Annotated in this window: 14 protein-coding genes; 5 read left to right on the top strand and 9 right to left on the bottom strand. The window is 74.9% G+C overall.

Annotated elements, in window-relative coordinates:
- Positions 1–237 precede the first annotated feature (237 nt).
- Together ACFYUS_RS14155 and ACFYUS_RS14160 are read left to right on the top strand one after the other, a co-directional pair.
- Entirely contained in the window at positions 238–2136 is a 1899-nt protein-coding gene (locus tag ACFYUS_RS14155; protein WP_388850606.1) for a potassium channel family protein, read from the top strand.
- Positions 2137–2472: 336 nt separating this feature from the next.
- Positions 2473–3678 carry a cytochrome P450 gene (locus ACFYUS_RS14160; protein ID WP_388850609.1) on the top strand — a complete coding sequence of 402 codons (1206 nt, stop codon included), beginning with the start codon at positions 2473–2475 and terminating at the stop codon, positions 3676–3678.
- Positions 3679–3741: 63 nt separating this feature from the next.
- Here the strand turns inward: ACFYUS_RS14160 and ACFYUS_RS14165 are convergent, their stop codons facing one another.
- The 6 genes from ACFYUS_RS14165 to ACFYUS_RS14190 form a co-directional block, all read right to left on the bottom strand.
- Positions 3742–3987, bottom strand: coding sequence for a hypothetical protein (locus ACFYUS_RS14165; RefSeq protein ID WP_388850246.1), 246 nt, complete (start codon positions 3985–3987; stop codon positions 3742–3744).
- Between the two features lie 82 nt (positions 3988–4069).
- Positions 4070–4363, bottom strand: a complete 294-nt coding sequence (locus ACFYUS_RS14170; RefSeq protein WP_388850249.1) for a hypothetical protein — start codon at positions 4361–4363, stop codon at positions 4070–4072.
- Positions 4364–4435: 72 nt separating this feature from the next.
- Positions 4436–4912: an NUDIX domain-containing protein gene (locus tag ACFYUS_RS14175; protein WP_388850252.1), complete on the bottom strand. Its 477-nt coding sequence runs from the start codon at positions 4910–4912 to the stop codon at positions 4436–4438.
- 57 nt (positions 4913–4969) lie between these two features.
- Positions 4970–6208: an FAD-dependent oxidoreductase gene (locus tag ACFYUS_RS14180; protein WP_388850255.1), complete on the bottom strand. Its 1239-nt coding sequence runs from the start codon at positions 6206–6208 to the stop codon at positions 4970–4972.
- Positions 6205–7629, bottom strand: coding sequence for an FAD-dependent oxidoreductase (locus tag ACFYUS_RS14185; RefSeq protein ID WP_388850258.1), 1425 nt, complete (start codon positions 7627–7629; stop codon positions 6205–6207). Before ACFYUS_RS14185 ends, ACFYUS_RS14180 begins: the two co-directional genes overlap by 4 nt.
- Positions 7626–9131, bottom strand: coding sequence for an FGGY family carbohydrate kinase (locus ACFYUS_RS14190; protein WP_388850261.1), 1506 nt, complete (start codon positions 9129–9131; stop codon positions 7626–7628). Before ACFYUS_RS14190 ends, ACFYUS_RS14185 begins: the two co-directional genes overlap by 4 nt.
- 302 nt (positions 9132–9433) lie before the next feature.
- Here ACFYUS_RS14190 and ACFYUS_RS14195 point away from each other — a divergent pair, with 302 nt between their 5' ends.
- Together ACFYUS_RS14195 and ACFYUS_RS14200 are read left to right on the top strand one after the other, a co-directional pair.
- On the top strand, positions 9434–10408 hold the full coding sequence (locus ACFYUS_RS14195) for a hypothetical protein (RefSeq protein WP_388850264.1): 975 nt from the start codon (positions 9434–9436) through the stop codon (positions 10406–10408).
- Positions 10409–10480: 72 nt separating this feature from the next.
- The gene (locus ACFYUS_RS14200) at positions 10481–12013 is read left to right on the top strand and encodes an amino acid permease (protein ID WP_388850267.1); all 1533 of its coding nucleotides are present in this window, start codon (positions 10481–10483) and stop codon (positions 12011–12013) included.
- A 60-nt stretch (positions 12014–12073) separates the two neighbouring features.
- Here ACFYUS_RS14200 and ACFYUS_RS14205 read toward each other — a convergent pair whose 3' ends face one another.
- Complete coding sequence (locus ACFYUS_RS14205; RefSeq protein ID WP_388850270.1) at positions 12074–12832, bottom strand: GntR family transcriptional regulator; 759 nt, start codon at positions 12830–12832, stop codon at positions 12074–12076.
- Positions 12833–13015: 183 nt separating this feature from the next.
- Between ACFYUS_RS14205 and ACFYUS_RS14210 the strand changes: the two genes are divergently transcribed.
- On the top strand, positions 13016–14356 hold the full coding sequence (locus tag ACFYUS_RS14210) for a DUF2252 domain-containing protein (RefSeq protein WP_388850273.1): 1341 nt from the start codon (positions 13016–13018) through the stop codon (positions 14354–14356).
- Positions 14357–14399: 43 nt separating this feature from the next.
- Here the strand turns inward: ACFYUS_RS14210 and ACFYUS_RS14215 are convergent, their stop codons facing one another.
- Positions 14400–15791, bottom strand: a complete 1392-nt coding sequence (locus tag ACFYUS_RS14215; protein ID WP_388850276.1) for an NAD(P)/FAD-dependent oxidoreductase — start codon at positions 15789–15791, stop codon at positions 14400–14402.
- Positions 15792–15961: 170 nt separating this feature from the next.
- Entirely contained in the window at positions 15962–16501 is a 540-nt protein-coding gene (locus ACFYUS_RS14220; protein WP_388850279.1) for a PadR family transcriptional regulator, read from the bottom strand.
- Positions 16502–16667 lie beyond the last annotated feature (166 nt).

Genomic DNA, 16667 nt, shown 5'->3' on the forward strand with positions numbered 1-16667 from the left:
CCGGCGGACGCGAGAGGGCCCCGGAACCCTGTCGGTGGCGCAGGGCATCCTTGTGACGTGCCCTCACACCCGTACCAGAGCAACGCCGTTCCGGACCACGCCACCGGAGCGGCCCCCGCCGAACCGGGCGTCCGGTCCGTCCCCGGCCCCGCCCGGGCGGCCGGAACACCCGCCGGCCCCTTCGGCGCGCCCGCCCTCCGGCCCGAGCGGCCGTCCCGCACCACCCCCGCCGGGCACATGATCGTGTGCGGCGACGACGCCCTCGCCCACCGGCTCGCGCGCGAACTCCACGAGGTGTACGGAGAGCAGGTCACGCTCCTGGTGCCGACGCGGCCCGACGCGCCCCGCACACCCGCCGGCCGCACCGGACGGGCGCTCGCCCTGTTCGGCCGGGTGACCGCCGCCGTCACCCGCACCACCGGGACCGGAACCGCGGCCGGCACCCCCGCGGACGGCGCCGATCCCACGGGCACGCTGCGGATCGTCGAGTCCGCGGAGGCGGACGACCGGGCCCTGACGGACGCCGGGGCCGAGCGCGCCGCCGCCCTCGCCCTCGTCCACGAGGACGACGAGACCAACATCCGGGCCGCGCTCACCGCCCGCCGCCTCAACCCCCGCCTGCGCCTGGTGATCCGGCTCTACAACCGCAAGCTGGGCCAGCACCTCGAAACCCTCCTCGACCAGGCCGCCGCCGTCGCCGAACCCGGCCTCGACCCCGAGAAGCTCGACGCCGCCACCACCGTCCTCTCCGACGTCGACACCGCCGCCCCCGGTCTCGCCGCGGCCGCCGTCGCGGGCACCAGCAAGGTGGTGCAGGCCGGGGGACTGCTGCTGCACGCCGTCGACCGGCCGCCCGTCGCCGGCCAGGCCCCCGACCCCGGCCTCTGCACGCTCGCCCTGCTCTCCGCCACCGCCGGCGACCCGGCGGGCTGCGAGGGCTCGGAACACAGCGGCGACGCGGGCCCCCGCCTCCTGCCGGACGACCGGACGGTGGCCGCCGCCACCGGCCGGGCCGCCGTCACCCTCGAAGCGGTCACCCCGGCGGGCCCGGCCCTTCCGCCGGCCCGCCTCGCCGCCTCCGCGCTGCCCGTCGCCTCGCTCTTCTCCCGCCGCCTGCGCTGGTCCCTCGCGGGCGCCGCCGGCGCCGTCCTCGCGCTCGCCCTCGCCTCCACCCTCACCACCGGCGACCACCCCCTGCACGCCGCCTATCTGACGCTCCTCGACATCTTCGCCATCGGCGACCCGGCCGTCGGCGAGCCGACCAGCCGTCAGGTCCTCCAGATCCTCGCCGGGTTCGTCGGCCTCCTCCTGCTCCCGGTGATCGTCGCCGCCCTCCTCGAAGGACTCGGCACCTTCCGCACCGCGACGACCCTGCGCCGCCCGCCGCGCGGGCTCTCCGGCCACGTCGTCCTCCTCGGACTCGGCAAGGTCGGCACCCGCGTCCTCGCCCGGCTCCGGAAACTGAACATCCCGGTGGTGTGCGTCGAATCCGACCCGGAGGCCCGGGGCGTCGCCGTCGCCCGCCGGCTGCGCGTCCCCACCGTCATCGGCGACGTCACCGAGGAAGGCGTCCTGGAGGCCGCCCGCATCCACCGCGCCCACGCCCTCCTCGCCCTGACCAGCGTCGACATCACCAACCTGGAGGCCGCGCTCTCCGCCCGCGCCGTCACGCCCGATCTGCGCGTCGTGCTCCGCCTGTACGACGACGACTTCGCCACCGCCGTGTTCCGCACCCTGCGCACCGCCCACCCCGGGGCCCTCACCCGGAGCCGCAGCGTCTCCCACCTCGCCGCACCCGCCTTCGCGGGCGCCATGATGGGCCGCCAGGTCCTCGGAGCCGTACCGGTCGAGCGCCGCGTCCTCCTCTTCGCCGCCGTGGACGTCGCGGACCACCCCCTCCTGGACGGCCGGACGGTCGCCGAGGCCTTCCGCCCCGGCGCCTGGCGGGTCATCGCCCTCGACGGACGCGGCGGCGGCCCCGGCCAGGGCTGGCGCCTCCAGCCCGAGCGGCTCCTCGGCACGGAGGACCGGGTGGTGGTCGCCGCCACCCGTCGCGGCCTGGCCGAACTCCTCGGCCGGGGCGGACGGGACGCTCACAGCGCCCCGGACAACTCCGTACGAACGGACCGCGGTTGACCGTAGGATCTGACCGCCCGGGTGCCGAGACGGGCCCGCAAGCCCGCGACGGCCCGCAAGCCCGCAACGGGCCCGCGACAACCCGCAACGGCCCGCACCGCCCGTAATGAGCCCGCACCCCGCACCGACCCGCACCGACCCGCACCGCCCGCATCCCGCACCGCCCGCACCCCGCACCGACCCGCACCGCCCGCACCTCGCACCGCCTGCACCGCCCGCCCCCGGCACCAGCCCGCATCGTCCGCACCGGCCCACGACGGCTCGCATCCGCAGTCAGGAGTCCCTTCCTTGAACACCCCGCACACCACCCCGGCCGCCGGCCGGCCGCCGCACCGCATGGACCCGGCGGGCGGCTGCCCCCACGCGGACAACGCCCGGCTGCTCGCCGAGGGCGCCGTGGCCCCGGTGATCCTGCCCGGCGAGATCGAGGGCATGGCGGTGCTCGGCCACGACGCGCTGCGCGACTTCCTCTCCCACCCCGACGTCGCCAAGGGGCCCCAGCACTTCACCGCGCTCGCCGAGGGCCGCATACCCGAGGGCTGGCCGCTGCTGACCTTCGCCACCGTCCCCGGCATGATCACCGCCGACGGGGCCGACCACCGCCGGCTCCGCACCCTGGTCAGCAGCGCCTTCACCGCCCGCCGGGTGGAGGAGCTCCGCCCGCGCGTCGAGACGGTCACCGCCGGACTCCTCGACGGACTCGCGGAGGCCGCCCGCGCCGGGGGCGGCGTCGCCGATCTGCGCCGCCACTACGCGCTTCCGCTGCCGCTCGGCGTCATCTGCGAACTCCTCGGCGTCGACCCGGCCCACCAGGACCGGCTGCACCACCTCTCCAGCGTGGTCGTCGCCACCGACACCGAGCCCGCGCGGGCCGTCGCCGCCAACCGCGAACTCGTCGAGCTGCTCGCCTCCATCGCCGCCGCCAAGGCCGCCGCCCCCGGCGACGACCTCACCAGCGCCCTGCTCGCCGCCCGGGACGAGGGCGGGGACCGGCTCAGCCAGCCCGAGCTGATCGGCACGCTGCTCCTGATGATCGTCGCGGGCCACGAGACCACCCTGAACCTCGTCACCAACGCCGTCCGGGCGCTCTGCGCCCACCGCGACCAGCTCGCCCTCGTCACCGAGGGCCGTGCCGACTGGGCCGACGTGGTGGAGGAGACCCTCCGCTGGGACAGTCCGGTCAGCTACTTCCCGTTCCGCTACCCCACCCGTGACCTCACCGTCGACGGCACCCTCATCCCCCGGGGCACCCCCGTCCTCGCCGGATACTCGGCGGCGGGCCGCGACAAGAAGGCCCACGGCCCGGACGCCGACCGCTTCGACATCACCCGCACCGCCACGGCGAAGCACCTCTCCCTCGGCCACGGCCCCCACTACTGCCTGGGCGCCCCGCTCGCCCGCATGGAGGCCGCGATCGCCCTGGAAGCCCTCTTCACCCGCTTCCCCGACCTGGACCTCGCCACCCCCGAGTCCGAGCTCACCCGCCACTCCGGCTTCGTCGGCAACAGCGTCAGGACCCTCCCCGTCCGCCCCGGCGCCTGACGCCCCCCACCCGCCCGGCCGGGGCACCCCTGACCAGCCCCGGCCACGACGGCGCCCGCCGCCTCAACCGCTACGCCCCCCGGCGGTCGCGGGCGATGCCCGCAGCGAGGAGACGAGACGCAACAGCCGGTCCTCGTTCCCCGCGAGCCCCGCCGCCCGCAGCGCCTCATCGGCCTCGGCCATCGGATGGGTCAGCATCACCCCCGCGTACGGGGCGAGCAGCGGGTCGGTCAGCACAGCCTGAGTGGATTCGAGCAGCCGCAGGTACGCCTGGGCGGCCGCGCGCTCGTCGGCGGTGATCGTGGTCATGTCGGTCTCCCTCTCGACAGTTCGGCGCTCACCACTCTCTCGTATGGGTCTGACATCCACGTCTGTAGCCGCTCCGGCGGGATCAGTGCCGCCTGCCGTGCCTCTCGGAGAGCGGGGACCGGCGGTGGTCCCGCGGTCGGCTCGGGCCGGGGCGGAGGAGACGGATCACCACGTGCACGGCAAGGGCGACGGGGAGAAGGATCCTGGCGATCCATGACAGGCGCAGCAGGTTGTCGGGCCAGGACAGCGCTGTCTCCCCCGCGTCCGGCAGGCCGAGGAGGAGGATCGAGAACAGGAGCGAAAGGACGACGGACGACAGCGCGGCGATCCCCGAGCAGCTGCCGAGCCCTGTCCACCGCCTCTTGGTGCGAGCCACGCCGAGCCCCCCGTCTCGTCCGCGCATTCTCGCCCACGGACCACGACGGGCGACAGAGCGGTGGCGAGGGTCTCAGGCCCGCCCGCCGAGGTGTTCCGCCAGCCGCTCCAGGAAGATCCGCTGGCCGGAGACGAGGAGCGGGGCGGCGGCGTCCGGGGTGAACCAGTCCACCCGGTCGATCTCCGGGAACTCCTCCTGGAGGCCGGACCCGGGGGGCCATTCCATGGTGAAGGTGCCGGGGACGATCCCGGAGGGGTCGAGGTCGCCCTCGACGGCCCAGGCGGTGACGAGCTTTCCGTTGCGCTGGCGGGACTCGCCGAGGGCGAACCAGTCGCCTTCGGGGGCGGGGAGGCCCAGTTCCTCCTGGAACTCGCGGCGGGCCGCGGCCTCGGGGGTCTCGTCGGGTTCGTACTCGCCCTTGGGGATCGACCAGGCGGACTCCTCGCGAGAGGCCCAGAAGGGCCCGCCCATGTGACCGATGAGGACCTCGACGCCGCCGCCCGTCGTGCGGCGGAAGACGAGGAGACCCGCGCTGCGCTTGTCCGGCATGCGCCCCAGTCTGGCCGAAGGGACCGGGAGACGCAGCCCCGCGTGCGCGGTCCCGGCCTATTCCTCCTCGGCGCCGACCGTCACCGGACCGCCCGTGGGATCCACGCCGCCCGTCCACCGGGCTCCGAGCCGGATCGAACGCCAGGGGGCGAGGGTTCCGTTCAGACGCTCCCGCCGCAGTCGCACGCCGTTCTGGGCGATCGTCAGGACCGGGCGCGTCAGCCGCCGCTCCGGCCGGACCAGCAGGGGCGCCGTCTCCGGGCCGACCAGACCGGGTGTCACCCACCGCAGCGGGCCCACCGCCGTCACCGGTACGCCCGTCGACGGCCAGGGACGGCCGTCGAGCCGGTCCAGCACCGGTCCGGCCACCGCCCGTCCTTCGGCCGAGGCGACGAGCGCCGGTTCCCCTCCGCGCAGGAGGTTCCCGACGGCGAAGACCCCCGGCTCCGGGGTGCGGAAGGCGCTGTCCGTCACGGGACCCCGCGTGCCCGGCGCGAGCGCCAGACCGCGGGCGCGGGCGAGCTCGTGGTCGGGGATCCAGTCGCCGGTGAAGACCACCGTGTCGCACCGCAGCACGGCCGTCCGCCCGTCCCCGCCCCGCACCGCGACCCCGCTCAGCCGGCCGCGCCCGAGCAGCTCCGCCACGATCGTGCCGGTGAGGACCGGTACCCGTCCGAACCCCACAGCCGTGGAGGGGAGTTCGGTGACGACGGCCACCACCTCCACCCCGGCCGCCCGCAGCGTGCGCACCGCGCCCCGGGCGACGGGATCGCCACCGACGACCACCGCCCGCCGTCCGACGGCCTCCTGGCGCGGCCCGGCCGACTCGGCCCGCACCCCGCCCGCTCCGAACCGCTCGACCACCCGCTGGAGTTCTCCCGTGGTCAGCACCCCGGCCGGGCGCGTCCCCGGGACGAGGCGGGCGCTGCGGGGGCGTTCGCGGGCGCCGGTGGCGAGGATCACCGCGCGTGCCTGGATCCGTTCGAGGCCGGTCGGGGCGGTGACGTCGAGGGTGAGGGGGCCGGCCCAGCCGGTGGCCGAGACGCCGGTACGGAGGGTGGCGCCGGCGCGCAGGGCCTCGCGGACCGCGCGCCGTGCGTACGCGGGGCCGTTCAGGGGGCGCCCCAGGGGGTCCGCGCCGAAGCCCGGACGGGTGCAGTGGCGCGGTACGCCGCCCGCCGCGGGCTCCCGCTCCAGGACCTCGACGCGGCCCGCGCCCGCCGCCGCGAGCCGGGCGGCCGCGGCGAGCCCGGCGGGGCCCGCGCCCACCACGAGGACGTCGACCGTGCGGATCACCGGGCTCCCTCCTCGTACCGTCGCTCCTCGAACAGGGCCCGTACCTCCGCGCCGCAGTAGTTCCCCTGGCAGCGGCCGCCCCGGGCGCGCGTCCTGCGGCGCAGCCCGTCGAGGCCGCCGGGTGGGATGGTCGAGGTGAGGGCGGCCCGGATCTCGCCCCGGGTGACCCGCTCGCAGTGGCAGACGATCTCCCCGAACTCCGGCTTCCGGGCGATGAGTTCGGCGTCCCTGTACGGGCGGGGGAAGGCCTCGCCGAGGTTGGGCATCCGCACCGGGGCGAGCGGGCGGGCCGGTCCGGGGTCGAGGCCGCAGTCCGCGAGGAGGCCGAGCACGTGCTCGGCGATGGCCAGGGAGGCGGTGAGCCCGGTGGAGCGGATCCCGCCCACCGTCACGTACCGCAGCCCGGGATGGGCGGCGATCCGGTAGTCCTCCTGTCCGGTGGCGGCCCGCAGCCCCGCGTAGACGGCCGTGACCTCCTCGTCGAGCAGGGCGGGGAGGATCCGGCCGCCCTGCTCGCGCAGTCCGGCGAGCCCCTCCGCCGTCGTGCCCGTGGCGGTCTTGTCGTCCAGGTCCTCGGCGGTGGGGCCGAGCATGACGTTCCCGTACACCGTCGGCGAGATGAGCACGCCCTTGCCGAGCGGTCCGGGCACGGGCAGCAGGATGTGCCGGACCAGGTCGCGGGCGAACTTGTCGAAGACGAGCAACTGGCCCCGGCGCGGGGTGACGGTGAAGTCCTCGCGGCCGACCAGCGCGTCGAAGGCGTCGGCGTGGAGGCCGCAGGCGTTGACGAGCAGACGGGTGCGCAGCACCCCGCGCCGGGTGACGAGCCGGTGGTACGGATCGCCCGGACGCACCTTCTCCACCCGGCAGTTCAGATGCAGGTCCACCCCGGAGCGGACGGCCTGCGTGGCGTACGCGAGGGTGGTCGTCCACGGGCAGATCACCGACTCGCCCGGCACTTCGAGCGCGCCGAGCGCACCCGGACCCAGGTGCGGTTCCCGCGCGGCGAGTTCGGGCGCGGAGAGGAGGCGGGTGGTGCGGTGGCCGTTGCGCTCCGCCTTCTCCGCGAGGCGGGGGAGCGTCGCCCGCTGTTCCTCGTCCCAGGCGACGAGCAGCGCGCCCAGCGGCTCCACGGGGATGCCGGCCTCCCGCGCGTACGCGGTGAGCAGCCGGTGTCCCTCGCGGACGAGCCGGGCCTCCAGCGTGCCGGGCGCGGCGTCGAAACCGGTGTGCAGGATGGCCGTGTTGGCCTTCGAGGTGCCGTCGCCGACGTCGTTCGAGGCCTCCACGAGCGCGATCCGCAACGGGTGGCGGGCCAGCGCGCGGGCGATCGCGGAGCCGACGACCCCCGCGCCGACGACCACGACGTCGTACTCCGTGCCCTCGCCGGCGGGAAGCGGCCCGGTCCGCGTGACGCTCATACGGCCCCGCCGCCCGCGCCGGACCCCGACGCCGGCCCGCTCGCCGTGCCCGAGCCCGCCCCGGCACCCGACCGCTCCACCAGCGCCGTCACCTCCGCGCGGAAGCGCCCGAGGCGCTCCGCCGCCTCCTCGGCCGAGATCCGGGGCTCGTAGACCGCCGAGGGCTTCCACTCGGGTACGGCCTCGCGGAGGGTGAGCCCCGGGTGGTGGCCCATGCGGGCGACCGCGCCGACCCCGAGCGCCGTGGCGTCGGGCAGCGAGGCGACCTCGACGGGGAGTTGAAGCAGATCGGCCTGGGTCTGCATGAGCAGGGAGGACCGGGTGAGGCCGCCGTCGGCGCGCAGCGCGGTCAGGGGCGCGCCCCGGTCGGAGGCGGCGGCCGCGGCGAGTTCCACGACCTGGGCGGCGATGCCCTCGCAGAGGGCGCGCACGAGATGGCCGGGGCCGGTGTCCAGGCCGAGGCCGGTGAGCGAGCCGCGTACGTCCCCGCGCCACCAGGGCGCGGCGAGCCCGGCGAACGCCGGGACGAAGGTGACGCCGCCGGTGTCCGGGACGCCGCCGCCGACCGCGTCGAGCTCGCCGGCCCCGGCGATCACGCCCAGGTCGGTGAGCCAGCGCACGGCCGAGGCGACCGTGTACACCTGACCGTCCAGGCAGTGGGTGACGCGCCCGCCGAGCCGCCAGGCCACGCAGCCGACCAGGCCGGAGGCGGTGCGCCGGGGCTCGGGGCCGGTCTGGGCGAGGAGGAAGGCGCCTGTGCCGTACGTGCACTTGGCGGCGGCCGGGTCGTCGGCGCTCTGGGTGAGCAGCGCCGCCTGCTGGTCCACGAGGAGGCCGGTGAGCGGCAGCGCGGGGCCGAACGCGGTCGTGGTGCCGACCGGGGTGTCGCAGTCCACGACCCGGGGGAGCGCCTCGCCGCCGAGTCCGTACAGGTCGAGGGCGGTCTGCGACCAGGCGACCGTGTCGAGGTCGAGGAGTCCGGTCCGTCCGGCGGTCGCCGCGTCCGTGACGAACGCGCCGGTGAGCCGGTGGACGAGCCAGGCGTCGCTGGTGGTGACGACGCCGGCGCCGGTGGCGTGGCGGCGGATCCAGGCCATCTTCGGCGCGGCGAAGTAGGGGTCCACCGGAAGCCCGCTGATGTGGCGCAGCTCCTCGGCGTGGGCGTCGAGCCCGGCGCAGACGGAGGCCGCCCTGCGGTCCTGCCAGACGAGGGCGTCGGTGAGCGGTTCCCCGGTGGCGGGGTCCCAGGCGAGCACGGTCTCGCCCTGGTTGGCGAGGCCCACGGCGACGACGGCCGTGTCCGCCTCGGCGAGCGCCGCCCGCCCGGCGGCGACCACGGAGTCGTACAGCTCACGCGGGTCGACCTCGACCAGGCCGCCGGGGAGGTGGCGGGGCCGGACCGGGGCCGTCCCCGTGCCGATGACACCGCGCTCGGGGCAGAGGACGAGGGCCTTCGTGCCGGACGTGCCCTGGTCGACGGCGAGTACCGCTCCGCCCGTCATCCCGCTGCTCCTGTCGTTCGACCGCTCCGTGATCATCCGATCACCGAAAAGGGTCAGGGTGCCGTCGCGGGGGATCTTCGTCAAGCCTCGGCGGCCGAGCACGTCAGGTCGCCGGATCTACCTGACAGTAAGTCAAATTCAGTCGTTGGCTTAATAGTTACTGTCGCAAAAGAAAGTGGACCGGTCGCATCCATCGCCCTCTATAGTGATCGCCGATCAACGGCCGGGACGCCCGCCGGGGGACTGACCACCCCCTCCATCCACCGAGGACCCATGTCATCCACACCACCCCCCACCCCCTGATGGCCGGACACGGCTTCCGGCCCGTCTACCACCCCGCCGGCCACGACCACGCACTGCGCAACGCCGTCCAGGACTTACGCACCGGCCGCTGGGTCGCCATGGCCCGGCTGCTCGACGAGACCTTCGAATGGGACGCCTGGACCCGGCGCACCCAGGTCCTCGCCACCGTCGCCGCGGGCACCGACGTCGTCGCCATCTGGCGCGCCGAGCAGCCCGACAGCCTCGCCGCGGCCGTGATGCACAGCCGCGTCGCCGTGGAGCGTGCCGTACGCGCCCACCGCGCCGGCCACGCCCGGACCCGGGAACTCTGGCAGGAGGCCTGGACCGCCTGCCGCGACGCCGGCGACCGGTCGCCCGCCGACCCCGTGCCCTGGGTCGGGCTGATCGCCCTCGCCGCCCTCGACGGCCGCCAGCGCATGCCCGAGCACCGCCTCACCCCGCCGGCGCCCATGCTGCCGCCCGGCCCCTGGGGACTGCTCGCCGAGGTGGAGAAGCGCGATCCGCACAACCGCGAAGCCCACCACCGCATGCTCCAGTTCGTCTACGCCCGCCGGTCCGGGCCCCTCTCCGAGGCCGTCAACTACTCCCACTGGGCCGCCGGTTCGGCGCCCGTCGGCTCCGCCCTGCACGCCCTGCCGCTCTACGTCCGCGTCGAGCGCTACCGGCGCGAGCGCGGCCACGAGCGCGCCCTCGACCTCCACTGGGTCGCCGAGGACGCCGTACGCGACGCCCAGCGCGCCCTGGACACCTGGTTCCTCTTCTGCGCCACCGACGAGGCCTCGCTGCTCGACCTCAACCACCTGGCCCACGCCCTCTTCGGAGCCCTCCGCTTCGCCGACGCGGCCCGGGTCTTCGAGGCGCTCGGCCCGTACTACACCACCCTCCCCTGGGCCTACCGCACCGCTCACCCGGAGGACCGCGCCCTCGCCGAGGAGGTCTTCCTGCGCGCCCGCTCCCGCTGCCTCAGCGGCTGACGCGCCGCCGCACCCCGGCACCCCCCCGAGCTGCCACCCCCCACCCCCGCTCACCCCGTCCCCGGAGGACCCATGTCCCGCACCGAAGCCCCGACCGACGCGATACGCAAGCCACCACCGTCCCAGGACGAGGAGGCGAGGCTCAGAGAGCTCGGCTACCAGCCCGTCCTCGCCCGCCGCATGGACGGCTTCGGCAACTTCGCGATCAGCTTCTCGGTCATCTCCGTCCTCTCCGGATGCATGACCCTCTACGGCTTCGGCCTGGGCACCGGCGGCCCCTCCGTCATGCTGTGGGGCTGGGTCGGCGTCGGCCTCTTCGTCCTGTGCGTCGGCCTCGCCCTCGCCGAGGTCACCAGCGCCTACCCGACCTCCGGCGCCCTCTACTACATGGCCGACCGGCTCGGCGGACGCCGCTGGGGCTGGTACACCGGCTGGCTGAATCTGCTCGGTCTGCTCGGCGCCATCGCCGGCATCGACTACGGCGCGGCCCTCTTCACCGGAGCCTTCCTCAACCTCCAGTGGGGTTTCGTCCCCACCCCGGGCTCCACCTTCCTCATCTTCCTCGCGATCCTGCTGCTCCACGCCGGGCTCAACCTCTTCGGCGTCCGTCTGGTCAGCGTCCTCAACTCGGTCAGCGTCTGGTGGCACCTGGTCGGTGTCGCGGTCATCGTCGGCGCGCTCGCGTTCGTCCCCGACCACCACCAGTCCGTCGACTTCGTCTTCACCACGTTCGTCAACGACACCGGCTGGGCCAACCCGTTCTACGTCGCCGCGATCGGCCTGCTCCTCGCCCAGTACACCTTCTCCGGCTACGACGCCTCGGCCCACCTCTCCGAGGAGACCTCGAACGCCTCCGTCACCGCCGCCAAGGGCATCGTCCGGGCCATCTGGGTCTCCTGGCTCGCCGGCTTCGCCCTCCTCGCCGGACTCACCTTCGCCATCCAGGACTACGCCGGCACGCAGAACAGCGCCACCGGCGTCCCGCCCGCCCAGATCTTCCTGGACGCGCTCGGCTCCCGCGGCGCCGCCGTCCTGCTCCTCGTGGTGATCGTCGCCCAGCTCTTCTGCGGCAACGCCGAGGTGGCCGCCGCGAGCCGCATGGTCTTCGCCTTCAGCCGCGACAACGCCCTGCCCGGCTCGGCGCTCTGGCGCAAGGTCAGCGGCAGCACCCAGACGCCCGTCCCCGCCGTCTGGCTCTCGGTCGTCGTGGCCGCGGTGCTCGCCCTCCCCTCGCTGTACTCGGCCACCGCCTACGGCGCCGTCACCGCGATCAACGTCATCGGCATCACGCCCGCGTACGCCATCCCGGTCTACCTGCGGCTGCGCGCCGGGAACCGCTTCGTCCCCGGCCCGTGGAGCCTCGGCCGCTGGAGCAGGCCGATCGGCTGGATCGCCGTCGTCTGGGTGGCGTTCGTGACCGTCCTCTTCTGCCTGCCGCAGAAGTCCCCGGTGAACGTGGACACGATGAACTACGCGGCCGTCGCGCTCGTCGTCGTGCTCGTCCTCGCCAGCGTCTGGTGGTACGTCGCCCGCCGCTCGTACGGCACGCCGACCGCGTACGGGAACGCCCGCGAGGAGGCGGAGATCGCCGAGGGCATCGTCTGACGCCCTCCGGCGTCCGCGCCCGGCTCCTGCTTCCCGTACCGGACAGGAGCCGGAGCGCCGTCAGGCGCTGAACTCGTAGGTCCAGGCGGCCGACTGGGCCGAGAAGTCGATGTCCGTGATCTCCAGGGCGTGCCCGTGCTGATCGCTGACGACCCGGTGGACGACCAGCCGGGCCGCGCCGCCGGCCGCCGTGCCGGCCGGGCCGGGCGGGACGCCGACCGACTCGCGGTGGGTGACGCGCAGCCCCGCCTGGTGCATCCAGTGGTACAGGAGCCGCAGGTCGGGCTGCTGACGCCAGTCCCTGCCGCGCCGGTACCGGGAGAGCTGGGGGATCTCGGCGAGGGCCGGCCGGGAGAACCACGACACCGCCCGCTGGAGCGCCGTCCCGTGCGGTCCGAGGACCGTGTGCCGGTGGACGAGCGTCGGCTCGCCGGGGGTGAGCAGGAGCCGTGCCGCCAGGGGAGTGGGCGGCGGCTCCCAGGCCAGCGAGGCCCGTACGAGCGCCTCGGCCGCCTGCGGCCCGCCGGGGAACGTCGGCCGGCGGGCCGTGAACGCCGGTGCGTCCGGCACGGGTTCGGTCTCCTCGGCGGCGGCGAACGTGCCGCGCCGGTCGGTGACCACGAGCCGTTCCTCCCTGAGGAGCCGGAGCGCGCTGCGCACGGTCTGCCGGTTGACGCGGTAGCGCTGGGAGAGCGTGCGCTCCGAGGGGAGCCGGCTGCCGGGGGAGATGCGCCGCTGGACGAGTTCCTCGCGCAGGGCGGCGGTGACCCGGAGATAGAGCGGCACTCCCGCCACCGCCTCGGAATCGGGCTCGGCCATGATCAACCCTCTCTTCGCTCAGTGTGACAGCACGGGTCGTGTGGGTGATCCATCTCTATCATTGGTCTAAACCATTTAGCTAGGTCGGTCCGGAAGAGTGGCCGAAACGAGCGTCGCGTCTTGTAATGAGGTTCCAGGTGACGGCCCGGTAGTACGGCCGTGGAAAGAGGTGGGTGAGGCCGGATGACGACACCGTCGGAACGTGCCGAGCGGGGCAAAGAGGCCCGCAAGCGTGTCCCCCGCGCCTCCCACGGCCGCTGGATACCCAGCTCGCAGCGCCCCCACCCGCTGGACGTCCTGGAGCGCCAGTCCGTCGACCGGCTCCCCGACCTCGTCCCCCTCCGCTACGCCCGGATGGCGGTGTCGCCCTTCGCCTTCCTGCGCGGCGCCGCCGCCGTCATGGCCGCCGACCTCGGCGCCCAGCGCCACACCGGACTCACCGTCCAGCTCTGCGGCGACGCCCACCTGCTCAACTTCGGGGTGTACGCCTCACCCGAACGGACGCTCCTCTTCGACGTCAACGACTTCGACGAGACCCTCCCCGGCCCCTTCGAATGGGACGTCAAGAGGCTCGCCGCCAGCGTCACCGTCGCCGCCCTCCAGAACGGCAGCGCCAAACCCAAGGCCCACCGCGCCGCGCTCGTCGCCGTCGAGGCGTACCGCACGGCCATGCGCCGCCTCGCCGGACTCGGCGAACTCGACGTCTGGTACGAGCGGATCGCCGCCGACGACCTCCTCCCCCTGGTCCGCGGCGCCGACCGGTCCCGCTTCGCCAACCGGCTCGACAAGGCCCGCCGCCGCACCAGCCTCCAGGCCTTCGCCAAGCTCACCGACACGGACGAGGCCGGGAACCGGCACATCGTCGACGACCCGCCGCTCCTCGAACGCGTCACGGACATCGACCGGGTCACCATCGGCAAGATCTTCAGCGACTACCGCAGCTCCCTCGCCGAGGAACGCCGCATCCTCCTCGACCGCTACCACTTCATCGACGCGGCCCGGAAGGTCGTCGGAGTCGGCAGCGTCGGCACCCGCTGCTTCATCCTCCTGCTCGAAGGACGGGACGACAGCGACCCGCTCATGCTCCAGATCAAGGAGGCGGGCCGCTCCGTCCTGGAGCCGTACCTCGCGCCGACCGCCTACCCCCACCAGGGCCGCCGCGTCGTCTACGGGCAGCGGCTCACCCAGGCCGCGAGCGACATCTTCCTCGGCTGGATGACCGGACCCGAACAGCGCCACTTCTACTGGCGGCAGCTGCGCGACATGAAGGGCTCCGCCGAGGTCGAGACCATGTCCCCGGCCACCCTCCGGGACTACGCCCGGCTCTGCGGCCGGGCCCTGGCCCGCGCCCACGCCCGCTCCGGCGACCGGATCGCCATCGCCTCCTACCTGGGCTCCTCGGACGTCTTCGACCGCGCCGTCGCCGACTTCGCGCTCGTCTACGCCGGGCAGAACGCCGACGACTACGCGGCCCTCAACGCGGCCATCGCCGCCGGCACGGTGACGGCGACCCCGGACGCCTGAACCCGGCCCCCGGGACCGCCGTCACCCGTACGGCTCTACGGTGCTACGCCCCGCGCCGCAGCGGCGGCTCGGCCGGCGTCTCGGCCACGGACCCGAAGAGCACCGCACGCACCACGGCGGGGGCGAACAGCACGGTCATCGGGTGGGTGAGGGTGATCGCCTTGCGGAAGGCCGCGCCGACGACCGGGTCGCCCGCCGCCCGCTCCTGCACCCGGCCCATGTACCAGCCGACCGCCTTGTCCAACGCGCCGGGGGCGTCCTCGGCGCCGACGGCACCGGGCATCTTCTTGTCGGCGCCCGTCGAGACGTCCCACGCCTGCCGGGAGGCGTCGAGGAGGGCGCGCTGCACCCGCCGGGTGGTCGGGGTGTGCTTCGGGTCGGCGAGCGCCCGGCGCAGGGCGACGGCGGTGATCGCCGCCACCGCCATGCCCTGCCCGTAGACCGGGTTGAAGGCGCAGAGCGCGTCGCCGGTGGCGAGGAAACCGGCCGGGCGGCGGCCCGGACGGTCGTACCGGCGCCGGATGTTGGCGGTCTTGCGGAAGCCGTAGACGGGGGACACCGGCTCCGCCCCCGTCAGCCACTCGCTGACCAGCGGGTGCGGCATCCGCTTCGCGTAGTCCTCGAACGCCCCCTCCTCCGTGGGCGGTTCGTTGCCGCGCAGCCCCGAGAGGGTCACGAGGTGCGTGCCGTCGCCGACGGGCAGCACGACGGCCCCGTACTCCTGCTCGGGGTTGGGCACGATGAAGTAGCCCATGGCGTCGCTGTCCAGCACGCCCGCCGGGGCGCGGTAGACCCGGGTGGCGTAGGCGAGGCCGGTGTCGATGGTCTCCTCGTGCGGCGCCTCGGCGCCGATCGCCGCCAGCCAGTCCGCGGCCTTCGTGGACCTCCCGGAGGCGTCGACGACGAGGTCGGCCTCCAGGACGCGGGTCTCCTTCCCGGCGCCCGCGCCGCGCTCCCGCAGCCGCACGCCCCGGACGCGTGAGGAGTCGCCGACCAGGCCCAGCATCTCGTGGCCCTCGACCAGCTCGATCCGCGGGTCGGCGGACACCCGCTGCCGCACCAGCCACTCCAGCTGCGGGCGCGAACCCGAGTAGAAGTGCACGGTGGCGGGCAGCCGCTGCATCCACTTGCCGTTCTGCCACTGCACCATGTCCTCGGGCACGCCCACCTTGGGCGCGCCGAGCTCCCGCAGTTCGTCCACGAACCCCGGGAGCAGCTCGTCGTACGCCTGCTGCCCGCCCGCGATGAGGACGTGGAGGTGCCGGCCCTGCGGGACGCCCGGCCGTGCCTCGGGCCCCTCCGGGAAGCGGTCGCGCTCGACGACCGTCACCTTCTCGGCGTGCTCGGCGAGTACCCGAGCGGCAAGCAGTCCAGCGAGACTTCCCCCGATGACCACCGCGTGGCGTGTCGCGCGGTGCCCCAAGTCGTCGGCCATACCCGCCCCTTCGTGTCGTGGAACTACAACTGACCAGTATCCACGCCGGTGCGGGCCCCGTCGCGTACCCCGAGCCGCGGGTGCTCGATGCGGCAGACGGCCCCGTCGAGGAGCAGCCCCGTGTGCCCGCCCTCCCTCAAGCCCTCGGCTCCGCTCGGGCAGGGGAGGCCCTACTCCTCCGGTCCGAGCTCGGCCAGGGCGCCCGTCAGCCATTCCACCCAGAACCGCTCCAGGTCGACCCCGCCCCGCAGGACGAGATGCCGCAGCCGGTCCGGCTCGGTGTGGCGGCGCGCGGTCGGGAAGTCGCGGGCCTCGATGACCAGGTACTCGTCCAACTGGGCCTGGTGGAGGGCGAGATGGCGCGAGAGCTCGGCCCGCAGTCCCGCCGAGCCGACCATCGCCGCGGCCCGCATCCGCAGCAGCAGGGCGGACCGGAGCGGTTTCGGGTCCTCGACCCGGCCGACCCAGTCGCTCAGCTCCGCCCGGCCGGCGGGCAGCACCTCGTACTCCTTCTTCTGTCCCCGGGCGGGCACCGGAGCGGGCAGGGCGCGGATGTGCCCGGCCTGCTCCAGCTTCCCGAGCTCGCGGTAGATCTGCTGGTGCGTGGCCGACCAGAAGTAGCCGATCGACTTGTCGAAGCGGCGCGTCAGTTCGAGGCCGGAGGACGGCTTTTCGAGCAGCGCGGTGAGGATCGCGTGCGGGAGGGACATGCTCGCATCCTAGGTTCGGCCGGCCGGAGCGATGACGCGCCGGCGGGGGGGGGGGCCCCCCGCGGGGGGGGGGGCCCCCCGGGGGGGGGGGGCCGCGGGGGGGGGGGGGGCGGGGGGCGGGGGCGGGCGGCGGGGGGGGGGGGGGGGGGGCCGCGCCGGGCGGGGC

It is taken from the genome of Streptomyces sp. NPDC004284 (assembly GCF_042874035.1).
GTDB lineage: Bacteria > Actinomycetota > Actinomycetes > Streptomycetales > Streptomycetaceae > Streptomyces.

Bases quoted from the DNA above. Each gene is read 5' to 3' on its own strand.
- ACFYUS_RS14155 (WP_388850606.1), top strand. From the start codon at position 238: ATGATCGTGTGCGGCGACGACGCCCTCGCCCACCGGCTCGCGCGCGAA.
- ACFYUS_RS14160 (WP_388850609.1), top strand. From the start codon at position 2,473: ATGGACCCGGCGGGCGGCTGCCCCCACGCGGACAACGCCCGGCTGCTC.
- ACFYUS_RS14165 (WP_388850246.1), bottom strand. From the start codon at position 3,987: ATGACCACGATCACCGCCGACGAGCGCGCGGCCGCCCAGGCGTACCTG.
- ACFYUS_RS14175 (WP_388850252.1), bottom strand. From the start codon at position 4,912: ATGCCGGACAAGCGCAGCGCGGGTCTCCTCGTCTTCCGCCGCACGACG.
- ACFYUS_RS14185 (WP_388850258.1), bottom strand. From the start codon at position 7,629: ATGAGCGTCACGCGGACCGGGCCGCTTCCCGCCGGCGAGGGCACGGAG.
- ACFYUS_RS14190 (WP_388850261.1), bottom strand. From the start codon at position 9,131: ATGACGGGCGGAGCGGTACTCGCCGTCGACCAGGGCACGTCCGGCACG.
- ACFYUS_RS14195 (WP_388850264.1), top strand. From the start codon at position 9,434: ATGGCCGGACACGGCTTCCGGCCCGTCTACCACCCCGCCGGCCACGAC.
- ACFYUS_RS14200 (WP_388850267.1), top strand. From the start codon at position 10,481: ATGTCCCGCACCGAAGCCCCGACCGACGCGATACGCAAGCCACCACCG.
- ACFYUS_RS14205 (WP_388850270.1), bottom strand. From the start codon at position 12,832: ATGGCCGAGCCCGATTCCGAGGCGGTGGCGGGAGTGCCGCTCTATCTC.
- ACFYUS_RS14210 (WP_388850273.1), top strand. From the start codon at position 13,016: ATGACGACACCGTCGGAACGTGCCGAGCGGGGCAAAGAGGCCCGCAAG.
- ACFYUS_RS14215 (WP_388850276.1), bottom strand. From the start codon at position 15,791: ATGGCCGACGACTTGGGGCACCGCGCGACACGCCACGCGGTGGTCATC.
- ACFYUS_RS14220 (WP_388850279.1), bottom strand. From the start codon at position 16,501: ATGTCCCTCCCGCACGCGATCCTCACCGCGCTGCTCGAAAAGCCGTCC.